Annotated in this window: 19 protein-coding genes and 3 pseudogenes; 15 read left to right on the plus strand and 7 right to left on the minus strand. The window is 51.9% G+C overall.

Features of this window, described 5'->3' with window-relative positions:
• Positions 1-213: 213 nt before the first annotated feature.
• From ACCW76_RS19455 to ACCW76_RS19475, 5 genes and pseudogenes are all read right to left on the minus strand, one after another.
• Positions 214-2,337, minus strand: a complete 2,124-nt coding sequence (locus ACCW76_RS19455) for a tyrosine-type recombinase/integrase (RefSeq protein ID WP_436339823.1) — start codon at positions 2,335-2,337, stop codon at positions 214-216.
• A gap of 1 nt (position 2,338) precedes the next feature.
• Positions 2,339-3,322, minus strand: coding sequence for a tyrosine-type recombinase/integrase (locus ACCW76_RS19460; RefSeq protein WP_436339824.1), 984 nt, complete (start codon positions 3,320-3,322; stop codon positions 2,339-2,341).
• A 73-nt stretch (positions 3,323-3,395) separates the two neighbouring features.
• A pseudogene (locus tag ACCW76_RS19465) lies at positions 3,396-3,623 on the minus strand (DNA polymerase V subunit UmuC); the annotation flags it as partial.
• 8 nt (positions 3,624-3,631) lie between these two features.
• The gene (gene umuD, locus ACCW76_RS19470) at positions 3,632-4,081 is read right to left on the minus strand and encodes a translesion error-prone DNA polymerase V autoproteolytic subunit (protein WP_436339825.1); all 450 of its coding nucleotides are present in this window, start codon (positions 4,079-4,081) and stop codon (positions 3,632-3,634) included.
• Complete coding sequence (locus ACCW76_RS19475) at positions 4,078-4,341, minus strand: hypothetical protein (protein ID WP_436339827.1); 264 nt, start codon at positions 4,339-4,341, stop codon at positions 4,078-4,080. The genes umuD and ACCW76_RS19475 overlap by 4 nt, the downstream gene beginning before the upstream one ends.
• 316 nt (positions 4,342-4,657) lie before the next feature.
• Here ACCW76_RS19475 and ACCW76_RS19480 point away from each other — a divergent pair, with 316 nt between their 5' ends.
• Together ACCW76_RS19480 and ACCW76_RS19485 are read left to right on the plus strand one after the other, a co-directional pair.
• Positions 4,658-4,879: a conjugation system SOS inhibitor PsiB family protein gene (locus ACCW76_RS19480; protein ID WP_436339829.1), complete on the plus strand. Its 222-nt coding sequence runs from the start codon at positions 4,658-4,660 to the stop codon at positions 4,877-4,879.
• A 193-nt stretch (positions 4,880-5,072) separates the two neighbouring features.
• Positions 5,073-5,318 (plus strand): hypothetical protein, encoded by a 246-nt coding sequence (locus ACCW76_RS19485; RefSeq protein WP_436339831.1) that lies wholly within the window; start codon positions 5,073-5,075, stop codon positions 5,316-5,318.
• Positions 5,319-5,501: 183 nt separating this feature from the next.
• Here ACCW76_RS19485 and ACCW76_RS19490 read toward each other — a convergent pair whose 3' ends face one another.
• Positions 5,502-6,137: a hypothetical protein gene (locus ACCW76_RS19490; protein ID WP_436339832.1), complete on the minus strand. Its 636-nt coding sequence runs from the start codon at positions 6,135-6,137 to the stop codon at positions 5,502-5,504.
• Positions 6,138-7,081: 944 nt separating this feature from the next.
• Between ACCW76_RS19490 and ACCW76_RS19495 the strand changes: the two genes are divergently transcribed.
• The 13 genes and pseudogenes from ACCW76_RS19495 to ACCW76_RS19555 all read left to right on the plus strand — a co-directional run.
• Positions 7,082-7,975 (plus strand): integrase domain-containing protein, encoded by an 894-nt coding sequence (locus ACCW76_RS19495; protein ID WP_436339833.1) that lies wholly within the window; start codon positions 7,082-7,084, stop codon positions 7,973-7,975.
• 308 nt (positions 7,976-8,283) lie between these two features.
• Positions 8,284-8,631 (plus strand): hypothetical protein, encoded by a 348-nt coding sequence (locus ACCW76_RS19500; protein WP_436339834.1) that lies wholly within the window; start codon positions 8,284-8,286, stop codon positions 8,629-8,631.
• Positions 8,632-8,730: 99 nt separating this feature from the next.
• A complete protein-coding gene (locus ACCW76_RS19505; RefSeq protein ID WP_436339835.1) occupies positions 8,731-9,072 on the plus strand; it encodes a hypothetical protein in 342 nt (113 codons plus the stop codon).
• Between the two features lie 12 nt (positions 9,073-9,084).
• Positions 9,085-9,429, plus strand: a complete 345-nt coding sequence (locus ACCW76_RS19510) for a hypothetical protein (protein WP_436339836.1) — start codon at positions 9,085-9,087, stop codon at positions 9,427-9,429.
• 68 nt (positions 9,430-9,497) lie between these two features.
• Entirely contained in the window at positions 9,498-10,106 is a 609-nt protein-coding gene (locus tag ACCW76_RS19515; protein ID WP_436339837.1) for a hypothetical protein, read from the plus strand.
• A gap of 72 nt (positions 10,107-10,178) precedes the next feature.
• Positions 10,179-10,790: a hypothetical protein gene (locus ACCW76_RS19520; RefSeq protein WP_436339838.1), complete on the plus strand. Its 612-nt coding sequence runs from the start codon at positions 10,179-10,181 to the stop codon at positions 10,788-10,790.
• Positions 10,791-10,861: 71 nt separating this feature from the next.
• On the plus strand, positions 10,862-13,009 hold the full coding sequence (locus ACCW76_RS19525) for a DNA topoisomerase III (protein ID WP_436339840.1): 2,148 nt from the start codon (positions 10,862-10,864) through the stop codon (positions 13,007-13,009).
• A gap of 328 nt (positions 13,010-13,337) precedes the next feature.
• A complete protein-coding gene (locus ACCW76_RS19530; protein WP_400459755.1) occupies positions 13,338-13,820 on the plus strand; it encodes an STY4534 family ICE replication protein in 483 nt (160 codons plus the stop codon).
• Positions 13,821-13,876: 56 nt separating this feature from the next.
• A complete protein-coding gene (locus ACCW76_RS19535; protein WP_436339841.1) occupies positions 13,877-14,485 on the plus strand; it encodes a single-stranded DNA-binding protein in 609 nt (202 codons plus the stop codon).
• A gap of 60 nt (positions 14,486-14,545) precedes the next feature.
• Positions 14,546-14,788: a DUF4160 domain-containing protein gene (locus ACCW76_RS19540; protein WP_436339842.1), complete on the plus strand. Its 243-nt coding sequence runs from the start codon at positions 14,546-14,548 to the stop codon at positions 14,786-14,788.
• Positions 14,772-15,020: a DUF2442 domain-containing protein gene (locus tag ACCW76_RS19545; protein WP_224934840.1), complete on the plus strand. Its 249-nt coding sequence runs from the start codon at positions 14,772-14,774 to the stop codon at positions 15,018-15,020. The genes ACCW76_RS19540 and ACCW76_RS19545 overlap by 17 nt, the downstream gene beginning before the upstream one ends.
• Positions 15,021-15,148: 128 nt before the next feature.
• Positions 15,149-15,797 (plus strand): annotated as a pseudogene (locus ACCW76_RS19550) (pilus assembly protein PilL).
• A gap of 102 nt (positions 15,798-15,899) precedes the next feature.
• Positions 15,900-16,591, plus strand: a pseudogene (locus ACCW76_RS19555) (conjugal transfer protein TraG N-terminal domain-containing protein); the annotation flags it as partial.
• A 27-nt stretch (positions 16,592-16,618) separates the two neighbouring features.
• Here the strand turns inward: ACCW76_RS19555 and ACCW76_RS19560 are convergent.
• Positions 16,619-17,029 carry a hypothetical protein gene (locus tag ACCW76_RS19560; RefSeq protein WP_436339843.1) on the minus strand — a complete coding sequence of 137 codons (411 nt, stop codon included), beginning with the start codon at positions 17,027-17,029 and terminating at the stop codon, positions 16,619-16,621.
• Between the last annotated feature and the right edge of the window lie 180 nt (positions 17,030-17,209).

The following is a 17,209-nucleotide window of genomic DNA, read 5'->3' on the forward strand; positions in this document are numbered from 1 at the left end:
GCGAAACGGGAGGCATGAAGAAAAATCAACCGACATTACTAACTGAAGGTTGTATCTAATACTGGGGGCAGGTCAGTTGTACTAAATAACTCATAGTGAGATTTGTATAACCTAACATATTCATTCGCATCAAAACTACACTTTGAACTGCTCCCGTTGATTGACACAGAGCAGAATGTTAACAACTTCCGCTGTTGGCACAAAGCGGGCCGTTTACTCTTCGGGTTTAAGGGGCAACCTTTTAAGAGCCTGTTCAATTTTCTCTGCGTCCTGCTCCACTATGGCTCTCTCATCAGGTGTGAGCGGCACTTCCTCAAGGTAACGTCTGACAGAGACTTTGCTTTCCAGTACCAGTCCGCGCGCGCTCTGTTTCAGCAAATTAAAATCGCAACCGATACAGGCCATCCGGTGCTGACAGCTGCTCCAAAAGGGGTTGGTGCAGTAGGAATCGCCCAAATCATAGTACGTCGCGGCGCCGGTCAGGCTGGCGGCTTCCGGATCGTGGTCGATCAGCACGCTGATCATGTGAGCAACCCTGTCAGCTTTTACGAACGAGGCAGCCAGCTGAGTCGGGCGGATGCGAAGATAGTGCATGGTGGACTGGGGCGTTGAGTGCCCGGTCCACTGCATCAGTTCGTACAGCGACATCCCCTGCGGAACGCTCGCCAGCGCGGTTACTGCTGAGGCCCGCCCCCGGTGACTGGTTATTGTGCCACCGCTGTCCTCGACGGGGACGCCGGCTCTTGCACACAGCATCGGTATCAGCGTGCGGTTTATGATAGCGCTGCAGGAGGGTTTCCCCCGGTATTGAAACAGAAACCGGACTTTCTCACTGGTCCGCTCATCGGCCAGCATGGCCTGTTCTGTCGGTCGTTCGGCCAGCCAGATATCGACATATTTTTTCACCACGGCCGCCACGGGTTTAACATAGGCTTTTGAAGTCTTCCCTGCGGGGATACGCAGGTAGCACAGGGTCCCGGGAGGTATGACGCTGCCGTCATCTTTCACAATTTCATCTGCCTGCGGCGTAATACAGCCTGTTGTGAGACGCAGTAGCTCGTTTTTCCTCAGCCCGGCATGGGTCCAGATAACGGCCATCGCCTGCAGCATGGCCAGCGGATAATGGATTTCAGTCAGCAGGTCTTCCTGACGCAGATTCAGGCTGGCCCAGATGAGCTTCAGCCAGACCGGGTCGTCGATAACCCATGGATTGACCCCGCGGCGGAACAGGGCAGTGTCGGGTGTCGAAAGGTGACGGGCAGGGCTGAAGTGAAGTCTTCCCCAGCCCCAGTTTTCATAATCAATCATAAAACGACGAAGAGCGTAAATGATTCCTGCGCGGGAGTGGGGCATCATAGGTTCGCCGGAACGCACCGACTTCCTGACACCTCTTTCCGTACCCAGCTGAAGCTCATCCACGTTCAACCGGCCTACTGCAGCGATGAAGCTGGCGCAGATTTCCAACGTCCAGTCTGCCGGTTCCCGCACCAGCGGATGCTCCCTTGCCAGCCAGAGGCCGCAGCGCAGAATAAAACTGTACTGGTTTTCACGGCTACGCGGTCTGAGTACAGATGTTTCCCGCCAGCGTCGACACCAGTGCACCCAGGCGGGATCTATTCCTTCGACTGGCTTTTCATACCACTTCGTATAGTTTCGCATCCTCATCGGAGCGCTGATAATGCCCAGCGCAGCGAGCCCGTGTGACACCCGGCCGACGTAACGGGATGTAGCGTTATCGATGCTGTTCTGTGCCTTCCAGAGCAGTTCAGGCTTAAACGTCTCAAGCCGTGGATCCCTGTTCATGATCATCAGTGTTGCCAGTAAGCCTGACAAGTGCTCCTTCTGGCTGCCCGAAGCATAACCCAGCGACGTCAGGGTATCGGTCAGCCTGTGCAGTTCCTGATAGTAAAAGGTCTGGCCGAAGATGGCGCAGGCATAGAGGGCGGGTTTACGGATATCAGGAAGGCTGAGCGGCTCATGCAGACCTCCCATATGCCAGGCAAAGTCGGTCATCAAGGGACGGCCTATACTGACTTCCAGACAAAGCGTCTGCCATCGTTCCTGCGACCAGCACCAGCAGGGCTGGCCGGATAAATGCATCTCACGCAGCAACCCTGCCATAACCAGACCGACGATTTTTTTGCTGCACCCGCTTGCGGCGGCAATATCTGTAAGCGGCCTGATTAGATCTGGAGCAGGATCCATCCTGAGGATTTTGGACCGGCGGTGAGAGCTGGCAAGCGCCGCCCGTTCAGCCGTGTTCAGTGAATTCCCAAGCCGGTACTTAGCGGGGTTGAAGGGACACCAGCTGTTCCCGATAGGTGTAATTTGTCCCATGCTATTTCTCCGGGCTGAAGATGAGGTTCGCCATTCTGATATCTGCCGTTTCTATCGCACCCGCCATCCTGGCGGCCAGGTCTTTTCCTGAAAGGTGGATATAAATCTGGGTAGTTCCTGGATCGCGGTGTCCCGCATAGCTAGCCAGCTCGTGCAGCTTCCAGCCCGCGCGGGCCAGATGTGTGAGACGCAGGTGCCGAAAGGTATGCGTTGATATGTCCGGTAGCCCTGACATCAGTGCCCAGTTCCGTACCGTTTTGCTCCAGGTCCAGAATGAAAGCGGCGCGCCCTGATTGCGGTCGGACTCAGAACGGAACAGGGCACCTCTGGCGATCCCTTCCCGTTTCATCTGCAAAAGATGGGCCGCCAGCACGGGCGCCACGGCCGGGCTGTAGCAGACGATGCGTTCACGCCGGCTCTTGGTGGTTTCTGCCCGGATACGGATAAGCCGGTGAGCAAAGTCGAGGTCGTCGACACGCAATGAGGTAATTTCAGATCGCCGCAGCGCACCGTAGTAGGTTAATGCCAGCATCAGGCGGTCACGAAGCGGGGATGAGGCAGCATGAAAAAGAAAAGCATGCCACTGCGCATCGTCAGGGATCCGTGGCAGTTTCACGACGCGGGGAACCAGCCCTCTGCCAGAACTCAGCATGCCAGGCGTACCGGAGCGGGGCAGCGGATTCACCAGACAGAGATCCTGGTACATCAGAAAGTCATACCAGAGACGGATCGCCGACAGGCGCAGCTGGAGTGTGGCGCTGGCCACGGGAAAGGGCATACCGGGTAACTGAGGGCTGATGTAGGCGGCCAGATCTTCAAACCGGGCCTTTTCAGGTTCAATTCTGTTCTGACTACAGAACGCAAAATAATGGCTGAGGGCATTGCGGTAGGCGGTGAGCGTGGCCTGCGCCCGGCCCAGATCGGATAACAGTTTAAGCCAGCGTTCAGCCAGCAACAGGCTGTGTTCATTCGGTGAAATCAGCATTGTGTTTACCTCTGACAGCAGTTCTGCTGATCAAAGTTTACTCAATCAATGTTGCATTCCACTTAACTTACTACAGGGCATAATTTGAACTAAACACATGAATTTGGACGGGATATCCTTCATTTTTTATCTGAAACCAGGGCGCGCCCATTTTTATTCCCAGCGCCTTAGCATCTGCGGAGCGTGCGATAACGCAGCCATCATTGTTACTGAGCACCACAACGGGTTTACCGCGCAGATCGGGTCGAAACAGCGATTCGCAGCTTGCGTAAAAGGAATTAACGTCTGCCAGGCCAAACATGGGCATGGTTACCTCCGGCGGGCACGCGTGCTGTTGAAGAACCAGGTTACGACGCCAAGCAGCTGCAGCTCTTCCGGATAAATAATTGAGTAGGCCGGATTCATGGGCAGCAGGGCGAGACGAGGATGCAGCTGCAGGCGTTTAACCGTGAATTCGCCGTTAACCTCAGCAATGACGATATCCCCGTGGGAAGCCTCCTCAGCCCGATCCACAACCATGACGTCACCGTCATAAAGGCCCAGCTCCTGCATGCTGCTGCCGCTGGCACGAACGAAAAATGTTGAGGCGCGCCGACGTATGCATAATTCATTCAGATCAAGCTCGGACTCAACGTAATCCTGAGCAGGGGAGGGGAAACCCGCCGCGCAGGTGTCCGCAAACAGCGGCACGCGAACGCGAGGCGTAAATATAGGTGGCCAGAGGAGTGTCAGGCCAGAGCTGTAGGTTGCGGGTTTCACGACAGCAGCTCTTTAAACGATGCCGTCTCAGCGGCAGAAAAAAACAAGGTACAACACATAAATCGCCCTCCAATAACACTGTTTATATGTACAGTATTAATGAGGCGTAATTCAATGACAAGTCTGTATCCATGTTGAATCGTCTCACTCTCGACAATGCCCCTGAAGAATAATGAGTTATTTTCAATATTCAGCTGGATAAAACGCTCAGCGCCAGAGACTGGCTGATTGGTTGCTAAGCGAACAGTTGCTCCTGCCACCTTGCTCCCCTGTCGTGCGTCAAACTGTCCACAGGGTTTGCGGATAGCTGTACACCCAAATTGTGGATAACCCCCCGCGTAGAGTGCAAGATGCAAAAATAGCAGCGGCAGCGGAGCCGTATGTCTCCTCAATGTTGGGCGCAATAAGGTCCAGTTCCTTTTCACTACATGATACTGACATCTGGCGTCGCCCTTCGGGCCGCGCTGCCATGCTTCGCACCAAGCCTAACGTCTCCTGTCCCAAGTCTTTCAGACCATCGGGTGGCTAATGCTGACGCAGAAAATTATGGCAACAGATTCAGGCTAAAAGCTTAATTTGCAATCGGTAACTGATCGTGAGGAGAGTGGGGTGTTTCCGGTTCATCTGCGCCTGACGCACTTGAAAAATCGCCGCGTCACGCTCGATATTCTCAGCCCGGGTGGCAAATTGCCTTTCTGTCACGGGCTTATCCCTGCAACGCTCGATCACACCGGTCTGTACATTCTGAATACCGAACGCTTCAAGCCGAAGGCCATTGGCCATCTGCTCACGCAGTAAGAAAAAATGGTATTTGCGGGTATCACGCCTCCGGAAATTGTGGCTGTAATGTGCAAAAGGGGAGGGCGATCATGAACACAACATCGTTGAAGACTTCAATAGCGCCAGGCATCTACCCGCAGTGGCAAAAGGTATGCAGCCTGTAAAATGTGACGCAAAGTTCTGTACATCCAATTGACGCAGCTGGCTTGAAATGAAATATGACAGCGCTTCTGTACCGACTACAGCATTACTGACTCTGCCAGACATTGTTTTGCAGTTTGGAACCGCAGCGCTGGAATTTTCCGTGAAGGCGATGCTGCACTGGGCAGAGGCGCAGGAAAAGCATATCTGCGAAGCAGAAAAAACGGCAGCTGTTAAAAAGCAGCGTACAGTACTAACAGCAATCTGTGAGATCAATGGGGAACAGGTCATCTCAGTATCGCTTTCATATTCATAAATCTCCAATTTAGCGGCTAAGCTCATAATTTTTTATAAATTTGACTAGCTCCATCTTTAATATATTTTCAGGTGTTATCCAGAGGTTGTTGGATTAAATTATTGTTATAGGGTTCAAGGGAAATATTTGGGCGGTAATTATTAAGAGTGGAGTGGGTTTTAGTACCCACCCACTAAGGGATTTTTAATTTTCTAGATTTATTATGATGTTGTTATAATGATTGAAGCTACCCAGTATAGGGTATTTTATTAGACATAGTGCATACAGAAAGATCATAAACAAGGATATTAATCCTGTTGCTAATGCCATTGGTAATTGCTCTCTTGATTCTGAGAATGAAAATGCTGCTTGAGAAAATATGATTGATAAGGTTATATATAAGGAAACTTGTAAGGCACCTTTGTTTCTTTTTTTACAGAATCTAGGTCGGCTAAGAGATAGAGTTGTTTTTGTAATTGAAGAGTTTATAACTGTCACTTCTTGATCTAAACAGTCAACTACTGTTCTGACAGAAGTTTCTTTTTTAATGTCTATGTCAGAGTTCTTCTTCAGGATATGTAGCATTAAAGAAGCAAGCTTGGTATCTCTCAATTTTGTCAATTCAAAAAGCACTTGTGACTTGAGTTTCTGCTTTGCAACTTCTTTAGTATCTGAAAATTGTCCATTGCTATCCTCTAGTGAGGATATTTCCTTGTAGACAGATATTCTTTCATTCGAAAATTTTTTTAACCTTCCATGAATTCCAAAGAAAAAGTTAACTGCTGCTATAAATATGGTGACAGTTAAAGTCAGAAAGGTGGCATTGCTTATGTTGTCCATTTTTTTCTCCTTTAAATTATTAACATGAATCCGGATTTCAACGTAAATATTAGATCTGTTTTGACATCGGTGCTGTAGTATTGATATCGTTCAAATGCACTACGTCGCCAACTGGCGACCCACCAATGGTCCAATAGCTTGAGAGGACCGCCTTCGGGCAGCTGCTTAAAACACTCCTGTAGCCTGAAAGGGAGAACACACCAGTGTGGTACATCTGCTCGCTCCTGGAAGCAGATATCGTCAATAATGCGCACCTACGACGCGACGATGGGGGTTTCTTAAACATACCAACGCAGGGCTTCTTTACGCCTCTTGCCCTCAGATAAAGCATCCACAACGATGCTTTACTTCACTTCCGTTATAAATTTTTCAGGGATACGCCCTGAGCTGCATACGACTTTTGCAATGACGCATAAGCCCATTTGGAACATTTGGGCGCTTGCGGAAGATGCATTAGGAGCATGAAGCTGCGCGGCGTCACTTTGGTTCGAGTGAAACGAGAACAAAGTGACGCGCGCAGCGCATAACGACCAAACCCACGCACAGTGCGGTTTTCAGCAGGCCGGTACAATCTGACGTGCACGTATTGCGTGTTTTCAGGTGCTCAACTGGCTATTTATCAACCATGACGCGACGTTAACGAACAACCCGTTAAGGGCGTTTTATTAGAAGGAGAATGATCGACTCGGTATCGATGGCGACATCAGGAAACTGGTGTACGGAGGCAGACTGACTAACGTCAGCACGGCGTAAGCCGCAAACAGGTCAGAGACCTGGGGAGCCTCGCAAGAACTCAACATTTCGCCGCCCCGATGCACAGATACCAGTCGAGACGCAGGAAGCGCAAAAGCAACCGTGTCATCGGGGAAGAGATGTACAGAGTCAGAGTCATACAGCTGTTGGTTTTGTGGGCCAACACCTGTGGATTCTGAAGGAGGTATACAGTGGCTGGAAAATTAAGTAAGCAGCTCGTGACGCTCGCACGTCAGGGCGGAGGAAGTTTTAAAACAGTTTCTGATCGTTCAAAGATTGCCAGCCGCTTTTCGGAGCGACTGGCAATCCTTAATATTCAGATTCGGGACGTAAGCCATATTAAGACCAAACATATCGAAAACTATATCCGAAGCCGTCAGGTTGAAAATATATCCTCCAGAACGTTGCAAAATGAAATGGCCGCATTACGTTCAATCCTTTTTCAGGGGGGACGTAACGTTCTGGCTAATCCTGCACATGAAAAACTGAGCAATCAGGCTCTGAATATTTCTGGTGCCAGCAGGGAAGGGACTAAAGTCGCCATTTCTGATGAACGTTTTAAAGAAATTATATCGACCGTATCAGAAAAAGATCGTGGGATCGCTTTAGGCATTCAGCTGGCAAGATATATCGGTCTCAGGGCAGAAGAAACTGTTCAGTCAGCAAAGTCACTCAATACGTGGCGAAAAAGTTTGCTTGCCGGTGAAAGTAATGTTCGCGTGGTATTCGGCTCTAAAGGAGGACGTCCCCGTGATGCAACGATATTTGAAAGAGACAGGGTTATCGCTTTATTAAATGAGGCCGTTCGTTATGTGTATGATAATAATGGTAAGTTAATCGACAAGCCAACGCTTCACCAGGCGCTTGACCGCTATCATAATGTATTACGTGAAAGTGGAATGACGGAAATACATGCGCCGCACAGTCTCAGGTACGCTTATTCTCAGGACGCCGTAAATCATTACCTTGAAAATGGAATGAGCCGAAAAGAGGCGGAGGCTTTAGTGTCGATGGATCTTGGACACGGTGACGGGCGCGGAGATTATGTTGCGCGTGTTTATAACCGCGTTGACGAAACCGGTTAATAAGGGGGGCTTGTAATTCTCTTCAAAGCGGCGCTATTATTAAAATGCTTCTTACGTTGTCTTCGGACAACCACTAATGGTCAGTGGCTTGAGATGACCGCCTTCGGGTAGCTGCATTAACACTCCTGTAGCCTGAAAGGGAGAACACATTAGTGTGGTACATCTGCTCGCCTTTGGAAGCAGATATCGTCAAACACGGCTCCTACTGCCTGGCGATGAAGGTTCATTCAACTATCCGGCTTCGGCCTTCGCTCTTCGGGGAAACATTCCCGACAGGGTAAATGTTTCTCTGTTCTTCAGGAGAAAATATGTCAATAACTCACTCGTTCCTGACTGAGCTGCGTATGCCTTTCGATATGGTTATTTCAGCTGCAACCCGAGTTGCGTCTGAATACCCTCATATCACGGCAGCACTCAGGAGAACATCGTGGCTGTCTTCACCTTCAGGTCATTATGAGTTCTGTTCCCGCGTCTGGTTCGACGATCATCGTTATCACGCCATTGTTATGGCAAGAACGGTGATTAACGGTCAGCCGGGTGATGAATTCATTTTCAGCCGGCACGGTAAGCACTTCACTTACAATGCTGCTGCGAAATCCGCTCAGCTTGCCGCGTCTGACTCTGCGACCTTCCGGGTATTCACTGCTCAGAAGTAACGGCACAGTCGCCTCAGCCATACATTCGCTTTGCGAATGCCCACCGGGAAACATCTTCCCGACTGGGCAGGTGTTTCCCCCACTAACCGGAGAAACACCATGCAAACCCTTTTATTACCATCTTCCTTTTCCATAAAAGGCCTTTTTTCTGCGGCTTCCGCTGCGGCTATATCCCTGTGGGATCGTGTCGCAGACGGCAACAGTAAAGATGAATGGATAACGAACCGCGCCGGCTCACTGAGCTTTAAGGTGCAAGTCCATCAGTTACCCTCAGGAAAATGGACGTCCGGCATACTTACCCGTTCCGGCACCTTTTACGGTAATCACCGTTTTGGTTCCCTGAAGCAACCGGTGGAAGTGTTTCGCTCCCACCGTCAGGCTCGCCGCTTTGCACTGAAGCTGGCGGATCAGATGGCAAGATTGCGTTTCGCATATCAGTGAGGAGAATGAAAGATGACTATTTCATCTAACGTAGCCGACCTGCTGCAGTTAGCGGAATTTGAAAGCGAAATGCTTACGGCCCTGGCTTACCAATCACTTGGTTTAGATGACCTTGATGAGGAGGTGCGGAACAACAATGAGCCACCGTATTATATGGCCGTTCAGTTCGTTGTTATTTATGGCCTCGAATTTGGCAGGGCACAGGGTCGATATCTAACTTCATGTTGTGCTGACATGGTCAGATCAATACGGGCTATGAGTGTCAGACTTGACCCGGATTTGCATAAACGTATTTCTTTCAGTGGTCATCACGACGGCCGTGGCGATCTTGAAATTGCGCGATTAGAGTCTTTCTAATCTGACTTTACCCTGTGGGGATTTATTCCCCATCAGGGGGATAAATCCCGTTTACATGAGGATTTATCATGACACCCATCTCCGTACCGCCTCAGCACGTCACCTATAACGTGAAGCAGATCGGATGGATATCCCCGAGCCAGTGGCACAGTTTTACCCTGGCAGTCACAGAAGCATTCTGGCTGCTGCCGGTACATCTTCGTCCATGTTCGCCCACGAATGGTATGCGTATGCAACGCGCGTCCATGATGTTCCCTTCTCTGGAGATATTTGCTTTCGCCGGAAAAGACGAAGGGAATTACGTATCCAGAGGCGTGATGTTGACTCAGGATTTAAGCGCCGGTTTGCGTATTGATACAGAGGGGCAACCCATCGATTTCTTCACACGAATAGTGCTGATCCTGCTGTATCAACATTGTGAGGGCTGTTACGAAATAACCTCATCAGCCGGCGGCGTCAGCTGGTCTCTACCTGTTCGATGGGCAATACGGCATGAGCTGATTTTAGATCATGCTGCGCCTCAGCCTTTCAGCACGCATGGGTTTATCACCGGCGCGGCTGATGAGTTGCTTATCAGAAGCGTGTCTGGCGGTGAACGATCTTTCACAACGGCAGACTGGGGTCTGGTTTCAGAGCTTGAGTTCACACTTGAGGCACTTAAAACCGACAAACGCTAACACCTCAACTTTAACCCATCGGGGATTTACGTCCCTGCGGGCGGTAAATCCCCTCTGAACTGGAGATTTACCATGACACAGACCTCAATTGATTCACTGGTCATTCCGGGCGTTTACCAGCTGGTCCAGGGGGCGTCCATAAAGGCGGAACAGTGGTCCCGATTTACCGAGGTGGTGAAAGAAGCCTTCTGGCTTCTTCCCGCTCAGCTCCGGCCATATAAGCCGCTGGGTTTTGAGATGAACCGTGCTTCTGAGCTGTTTGATGATGAAGGTTCGGTTACGTTCAACCATAAGGACAGTGCAGGCTACTGCTGCAATCCGTTCTACCTCAGGCAGACGCTTTCGGATAATTTTCAACCGTACCGTAAGGTTGAGAGTCAGCGATGCAGACAGGATTTATTCGTGCGCATCGTGCTGGTTCTTCTGCATAACATATGCCCCGGCGGCTATCACATAACCAGTTCCTGCCCGCAAAGCTGGCGTTTCGCACAGCGATGGCTGGCGTGGAACATGGATATGTTTACCAAAGCACCCGAAGACATTCCGGCATCTTTCGTGATACCTAGCGCGGTTGAACACCTGCTGCTGGTTAAAACGTCCGGACCCGGCAAGCAGGTCACCACTGAAGAGTGGGAAGCGATATCAGGTATTGAGCTCTGGCTTGCCCAACAGCACAACGACTGACGCATTTACCAACCCTCCCGGGATTTGCTCTCCGGAAGGAGGCAGGTCCCGCTGTTTCAGCAGGTGATCCTATGTTTACTTTCGACAGTAACGCGCTCGCGCAGCTGTTTCACGATACATACCATCAGACCATGTCGGTCAGGCTGGTTATCAGTTCGCAGGAAGGTTTGTTTCTGGAGTTTCAGAACGGCTTACCCGGTCAGCTCTTCTACCTTAGAGAGCGGATACATGCGCTTGAATACAGCGGTGGCAGTAGCGATCCGGGCGTGCAGGTCGAACTTAAATTTGGTCACATCTCTGAAGAATACGGGCTCACAGTTGATGACTCTGCCTTTTTCAGCGCGATGCCCGTTATTCCGGATCGCTGGCAGATGACCGTCAAGAAAGACACTGCCGATCAGTTTGGCGTCATCAGAAAACTGCTGAAGCAGGCCAGTGAAGTGGTCATTGCAACCGATGCCGATCGGGAAGGTGAGGTGATTGCACGTGAGTTGATGGAATACTGCCACTACAGCGGTGCCGTGCGCCGGCTGTGGCTTTCCGCGCTTGACGAAGCGAGCATTAAAACAGCGCTGAATGAAATGTTGCCGGGTGAAAAAACCGAAAAACTCTACCAGGCCGGTATCGGTCGTGCGCGGGCTGACTGGCTTATCGGGATGAATCTGACCCGGTTTTATACCGTGAAAGCCGGTGAAGCCGGCGTATCAGAGGTGTATTCCGTTGGACGAGTTCAGACGCCCACGCTCGCCATTGTGGTTAATCGGGATCATGAAATTGCCGGCTTTACGCCACAGCCGTGGTGGAAGGTCAGGGCACAGCTGGAAAAGGACGGAATTGCCTTTGAAGCCGAATGGGTTGCGGCGGGGCAATATTGCGACAGTGAAAATCGCTGCGTGAATCAGCAGGTTGCACAGGCTGTCGGGCAGCTCTGCCAGAAAGCCGGATCCGGCAGCGTGATTTCCGTTGAGAAAAAGCGCGATAAAACCCCGGCACCGCTCTGTTTTTCTCTTGGCGATCTTCAGGAGGCCTGCAACCGCAAATGGGGCTTTGGGGCTAATGAGGTCCTGTCTATCGCCCAGTCACTGTATGAAAAACACAAAACGACGACCTACCCACGTACCGACTGCGGCTATCTCCCGCTTTCGATGCGGGCGGAGACCAGCGCCGTGCTGGATGGGATACAGCGCTCGGACCCGACAATCAGCGCCGAGATTGCGCAACTTGATACTGCATTCAACTCGCGCGTCTGGAACGACAAAAAAATTACGGCGCACCATGCGATTATTCCCACGCGGCAGCCGTTCGAAATAGCAAAACTGAATGCAAAAGAGCTCAAAGTCTATTCGCTTATCCGGCTGCACTATCTGTCACAGTTTATGCCGCTGCAGGAAACCGATGTGACGGATGCCACCTTCAACATCGGCAATCAGCTTTTCCGCACGCGGGGGCGCGTGATGATCCACGCCGGCTGGAAATCACTCTTTACCGCAGAGCAGTTGGAGGAGGCTGACGGTGATAAAGCGTCGTCCGCGCAACTGCCTGCGCTTGAGCAGGGCGCTGCCTGCACGGTTACCGGTGCGGTCGTTAAAGATTATATGACCAAAGCGCCGCCGCACCATACCGAAGGCACGCTGATAGCGGCCATGAAAAACGCGGCAAGCCTGGTCACAGATCCCCAGCTAGGGAAAGTGCTGCGTGAGAATGCCGGGCTGGGGACGGAAGCGACGCGCAGCGGCGTGCTGGAAACGCTGTTTAAGCGGGGCTTCCTGGAGAGAAAGGGGAAGTTCATCCTGTCCACTCAGATGGCGCACGAGCTCATCGCCGCACTGCCTGAAACACTGACCAGCCCCGGCATGACGGCCCTCTGGGAGCAGGCGCTGGATGATATCGCCCAGGGGAAAAGTGAGCTCAGCTATTTTATGCAAAAGCAGTGCCAGTGGACCCGGCATCTTATCGAAAAAGGGCGGGCGACTGCCTTCAACGTCACGGCGCTGACCGGCCCTGTCTGCCCGATTTGCGGTGGCCCGACCCGGCTGTGCAAGAACAAACAGGGCAATTTCTGGGGCTGCATGAAGTATCCGGACTGTAAGGGGATCATTGGTGAGGCAAACCGTAAAAACCGTCGTCAGGCGGCGGGTAAAACCCGGGGGGCAGGCCGGGGTCGAAAAGCGCCGCCTTCCGCGCCGGCAAGTCTCAATCTGACGAGTCAGAAAGGTTGACAGCCGCGATTTTTGGCTTAAAAATGAACGGGCTTACCTGTCGTCTCTGACGACCACCAATGATTCCTGGCCTGAGAGAATCGCCTTCGGGTGGCTGAACATAACACTCCTGTAGCCTGCAAGGGAGAACACATCAGTGTGGTAAATCTGCTCGCCTTTGGAAGCAGATATCGTCAATTACGGCTCCTACTGCCTGGCGATGAAGGTTCATTCAACTATCAAGACAGTCAGAATTTAGCTGATTCTGACTCCCCGACGGGAATTCTTCTCCCGTCCGGGCAGAAGTTTTCTCCGTCGAACCTTTTTTGACCTCCATGGAGAAAACATCATGTCTGTAAACAACACTTCAAATGCCAGCAACACCGGTAAATCAAAAGACTACTTCAACCTGACCATCAACGGACTGGGCTATCTCAGCAACGTGCGGCAGGTCAATGCTCAGTCCGGCACCTTTATCAGCTGCGTGATCAACGCACTGTCAGGTCCGGCCGACAGCCCTTCTTACGTGCGTTTCGACGTCACGGTTGCCGGCAAAGAAGCCAGCAGTCTCATTAACCGCTGTCAGAAGGCGGTGGATGAAGACAAGAAAGTGCTGATTGGCTTTGTACTGAGTAACCCGTCAACCGACATTTTTCAGCTGAAAAATGGTGAGCACGCCGGTGAAAGTCGTGTCAGCCTGAAAGCCCGCCTGATTAAGGTGGACTGGATCAAGATAGGCCAGGACATGGTCTTCAAGACTGAACGCGCTGAACCCCATCCGACGCAGAATGCCGCCTCTCAGCAGCAAGCCTACGCTGAAAACTCATTCTGATTGTTCACCAAAGCCTGCTCTCTTCTGAGCAGGCCTTTCCCTGAAGGAGCATGCTTATGTCCTCTCGCGGCGTAAACAAAGTTATTCTGGTCGGCAATCTCGGACTGGATCCTGAAATCCGCTATATGCCTAACGGCGGCGCGGTCGCTAACCTTTCACTGGCAACGTCAGAGTCATGGCGCGATAAGCAAACCGGTGAAAACCGGGAAGTCACTGAATGGCATCGCGTAGTGCTGTTTGGCAAGCTTGCAGAACTTGCCGGTGAATACCTTCGCAAAGGTTCTCAGGTGTATATCGAGGGACAGCTGCGCACCCGCAAATGGCAGGACCAGAGCGGGCAGGACAAATACTCAACGGAAGTGGTTGTGAACGTGGGCGGCACCCTGCAGATGTTAGGGGGACGTCAACAGAACAGCGATCAACCACAACACAGCGGTGGCTGGGGCCAGCCACAGCAGCCGGCGTCACAGCCTTCCTCCGCTCCGCAGCCGAAAGGCGGCAGGGATCAGCGAAACCAAAAACGGGGATCGCAGCGTCACAGTGCTCCTCAATCCGCTCCGCAGCAGCCTGCGTCACAGTCGCAACCTGCAGGGGACTGGGATGATGACATACCGTTCCTCGGACACGGTTACGGTATCGCAAAACATGCCGCAGGCGCTCTCTGAACCGCTGCTGCCTCTTACTGCTGCAGTTAATTTCACCAAATCCCTTAAAGGTTACTGACGATGCCTGTCATACTTAGGCTGAACGGTTTTCGGTTCTTTTTCTATTCCAACGAAGGCAATCCGCGCGAACCTGCTCACATTCATGTGATAAAGGCCGGCACTGAAGCAAAGTTCTGGCTGGAACCTATTGTGAAACTGGCGCGTAATGACGGATTTGATTCCCGGACAGTAAAAGAACTGCTAATACTGATAAAGCTAAACCAACCCCTGCTTCTGGAGGCCTGGAATGACTATTTCAGCTAAGGAAGTTCGGTTCGATGACCGCATCATGTGGGTCGAACTGTCAGACGAGCGAATAATCGGTGTGCCGCTGTCCTGGTTTCCCCGACTTTGCAACGCGTCTGCCGAACAGCTGAATGACTATGAACTGTCTCCCCGTGGGATCCACTGGGACGCACTGGACGAAGATGTTTCGATTGATGGCCTGTTAAGCGGCCGTGGTGACATCACGCACCCGCCCCATCAGGTTGCCTGAAAGTGCTGATAAAAAACGCTGACTCCGGTCAGCGTTTTTTTTTGAAAACGCAAAAAGAGTTGTTGATAGAAGCCTGTTGAAGAGTTGCGCACAGTGATGCCTGTTCACACTGTACAGGAACTTTCCAGATGAAATTTAATGCCGTCTTTGCCGCTTTACCGCTTGCGCTGCTGACGGGGTGTATTCAGCAGCCCCAGAAGCTGCAGGAACGGGCACCTGCAGAACCGGTTGCCCCGGTCAGCGTCACCCGCAACGTCCAGACATCTGCTGATGATGTTTACGCGCGGACGCCCGAGGTGGTTCGCTACGATCGTTACCTGCTTGTCAGAACGGATCCTCAGGCCGTGCAACGCGACCCCCCTCTCACAGATTATTGATGTGCGTATTCCTTCCTCGGTTCAGCCAACCGTGGCCGATGCCATGCGTTATGCGCTGAAGCAGTCCGGCTACTCACTGTGTCAGACAGGACCGGCCAACGGCGTGCTGTATCGTCAGCCGCTGCCGGCCGTCCAGTTCCAGCTGGGTCCGATGCGTCTTCGCACCGCGCTGCAGGTGCTGGCGGGCCCCGCATGGGAGCTGGAAGTGGATGACGTGCAGCGCGTGGTCTGCCACAGCCTGCGTGCAGGCTATCAGTTGCCTGCTACACAGCTGCCGCCGCGCCCTGCCAGCGCATACGCGCCGGCTGCAGCTACGTCATCCGCCGCCAGTCCCTCTCAGGTCACTGGTCCCCGTCCCATTCAGGCGCAGCCTGCGCGCGGAGGGTGGCTGACAAAATGACGACAGAAACCTCCTTTCCTGATGAGAACGCTGATGACGTTATTCCGTCATCAGGTAGCCGTTTCAGCACCGTAAAGCATCACCTGCCTGCAATAGGACAGTTATCCGACCTGCAGTGAATGGTGGAGCAAGGCGGATACCGGACTGCAGGCCCGCGTCGTCGATCAGGCTGACCCGGGATTATGGACCCGTCTGTCAGCTGCCATGACCATGATCGGCGGCAATACGGCTGACTACAAAGAAGCGATTATCCGTCGTCTGGTCAGCCCGGAGAGTCTGACCGTGTCGCAGGGTGGACACGTTTACGCCGGCTATGGTGGCAATGCTGATTTTACGCTGGATAACTCCGTTGCCCGTGTGGCTGCGATAGGCGGCACCGCATTAGGCAGTCTGGCCGCATTCCCGGCCTTCGATGCCATGCGTCAGGCACTGCCCATGGTCCAGGCTGTGCTGCTCATGGCCATCGTGGTGATTCTGCCGCTTATTCTCGCCTTCTCCGCCTATGAGATTAAGACCGTCATAACGCTCTCGTTTGTGCTGTTTGCGCTGAACTTCCTGACACGCACAGCAGCTTTAACATGGCCGGATTCCAGAACAGTTCGGATGACCTGATCATGAATTTTGTCATGGCGACAATGTTTCTAATATTGCCGGCAGTGTGGATGGGGGCGCTTTCCTGGGCAGGCATCAGAATAGGCGGAACCCTTGATGGTGCGTTTAAAAGTGGTACATCACAGGTGCAAAAGAGTGGGGGAGAGGCAGTAGAAAAGGCGAAAAGTACTGTGAAGATTTAAATAAACCGACGATTAGCTCCATTTGAGTTAATCGTCGTCTTCATCCTTATCTAATCTTGCAGATGTCACAGTGATATCATCGGGTCCACTATAAAAACCATCCCCATTATTTCCACTTCTGAACTGGCCACCTGTTGAAGTGGAGTTGTTGGATGATGCTGATCTCATATCTTCTGAAGCATTTAATTGAATGTAACGGACCATATACACGAACGCAGCTGCTGCGATAATCACGGCACTAACTGCAAACCCAGCGATCAGAACTATGGCCAGAAGTAGTAGTGAAGAGAAGGGAACTAATGGTTTACCGATCACCACCGGAATCCCTTTACTCTCTGCCCATGCAGTAAAGCGAGAATCGGCATCACTATAGACGCTTGTCAGACGCTTCCAGACCGAAGCCGCTTTGATTCCGTGGTCGTAAGCTGATGAGCTCATATACACCTCAATCATTATTCATCTAAAGACCATACTAAATGTTCAAAAGAAATGCACATTAAGGCACAACAAGGACGGAATTAGTTACAGCATACATTATCTTCTCACTCAGGAGTGTAGCGAACCTCACCACCCAGCCCCCTCCATACGTACCTTCACTGCGGCCTTTGACATCTGAAC

This window comes from Pantoea sp. C8B4 (genome assembly GCF_051336905.1).
Lineage (GTDB): Bacteria > Pseudomonadota > Gammaproteobacteria > Enterobacterales > Enterobacteriaceae > Pantoea > Pantoea rwandensis_B.